Annotated in this window: 1 protein-coding gene; it reads right to left on the minus strand. The window is 44.7% G+C overall.

Features of this window, described 5'->3' with window-relative positions:
• Positions 1 to 2062 (minus strand): hemagglutinin repeat-containing protein (locus ABW51_RS09475; protein ID WP_197271864.1); only part of this gene is annotated, 2062 nt, incomplete at both ends.

A 2062-nucleotide genomic window follows, 5' to 3' on the forward strand; every position in this document is an offset into this window, starting at 1 on the left:
CGCTTTTATTTTCAATATCGGTATGCGTGAGCGATTTTGTTTTGAAGTGGTTTTTACTTGCCTCAGCATCACTTTCAATGATGGCACCATTCAGTTGGGTATGGTTGTGGATATGGGCATCCATACCATCCTCTCCCACACTAATCCCAGCTTGTTCATTGACTTGCGCATAATCCACTTTCGCTTTGTTATAGGAGGCACTCACCGAAGCGCCACCTCCTGCCCCCTGTGCCACCGAGCCACTTGCACTCGCACTCGTTTGTTTGGATTCGTATTTTTCCGTATCTTGACGGCTCGTTATCGTCAGATTTTGAATATCCGCTTCCCAACGTTTTGCTTTAAGATTTGCTGCATCAAGGCTGAGGTTTCCTGCTTCGCTATTGGTAATGAGCTTATCCGCTTGCAAGTGACTGTTTTGCCAACGTTCGCTATCCGAGTTAGATTTGCCCCTCGCTACATTCACCGACCCCTCAATACCTACACCATAACTATTACCATTGGTTCCAACAAAGACGCCTACACTGCCCCCTGCTGATTTATTTTTGGTATGTTGGTGCTCTTCGTCTTTTACACCTTTTATCTCAATCCCTTTTTTACCCGATAATGCCATCAATTTCGCATTCGCATCCACGCCTTCAAAACTGAGTTTTTCATCGCGGGCTTTTACATTAAATGTCCCCGTATTCACCGTTGATTTTTGATGACTAATACTCTGGCTTTCGCTACTTTGTGTTTGTTTTTGGCTGCCATAACCAATACTAATCTTCACACTTGGGCTGGATGTCGTCCCCGTATTCTGCATATTACCAGCACGTAAGGCATCTAAGGTTTCTGCCACCTTACCCACATTTTGAGCAGCCATGCCCACTTCTTCCGCGGCTTTCACTGCATAAAGTGCCTTGAGTTTTCCATTGGTGACTTGTTGGCTGCGATTCACACTGTTATAAGCCGCTTGTGCCATATCGGTCACTGGGGTGCTCAAAGCAATTGTCATGCCAGATTGTTTATACTCATGCCCCTCTTTACGTTCAATAATATCTTTCCCCGCTTCTACCTTAACAGCGGCACCTTCAATATCAATCTGATTTGTGCGTGGTGTTATCATATCCGTACCAAGAACATTTGTATGATTACCCGCACTCACCCTGATATTGCCATTCATTGAACCTAGCGTGCTACGTGCATCTGATTGTGTCCAACCTTCTGTTTCATAATCATGTTTTTCTGATTTGGAGCCAAAGGTAATGCCAATACCACCGCCCGTGAACACACCTCTGGTTTTCTTGGTTTCCACGCGCTTATTTTTGAAATGATTGGTATCTGCTGCAATATCGACATCATGTCCTGCCTGAATATGGAGATTATCATCTGCAATAGCCTGAATGCCTTTCGCCTTCATATCATGACCTGCTGAAAGCACCACCTCTTTACCGCTCACCTGTGTGCCAACTTGAGTAACGGAGTGTTGTTGGTCAAGACTGGTTTTAGTCACCTTCGCCACACTGCCACTTTTCGTTTTGTGGAATTCTTCAAAATCTCGGCTTTCTTTCGCACCATTCAACACAAGGTCGTTTTCAGCAATAGCCATTAACTTCGCTTCACTCTCTAGCTGTGCCCCTTCGGATAAAATATTTTTACCGGTTAGCGCAACATCACCTTTGCCTTTTACTCGGCTTACTACTGCCTCTTCCACTTTCTCATGACGGTAATGATTACCTGCGCCCATCTTTTCATCAAAGCCCACTGAAAGTGCGGTGAGATTCACGTTATTTTTGGTTTGAACAAGTGTGCTGCCATTGCCATCGTTAATAATATCTGCCCCTTTAGCGTTCAGATTATTTGATGAGAGTTGTAACTGTCCATTCTCTCCTTTCACATGGAAAAGCGCTTTACGAGCCAGTGTCGTTTCACTCCGTTGAAAATGAGATAAATCTACCTTTGTTGTCATCGTGGTACTTTCGTGATTTAAATCACCGCCCACATCCACCAAGAGGGCGCGCTCAGCTTCCACTTTACCGCCGATATTATCGAAGTTATTCGTGGTGTTGATGCCTACTTTATC

Source organism: Haemophilus sp. C1 (assembly GCF_001276515.1).
GTDB lineage: Bacteria > Pseudomonadota > Gammaproteobacteria > Enterobacterales > Pasteurellaceae > Haemophilus.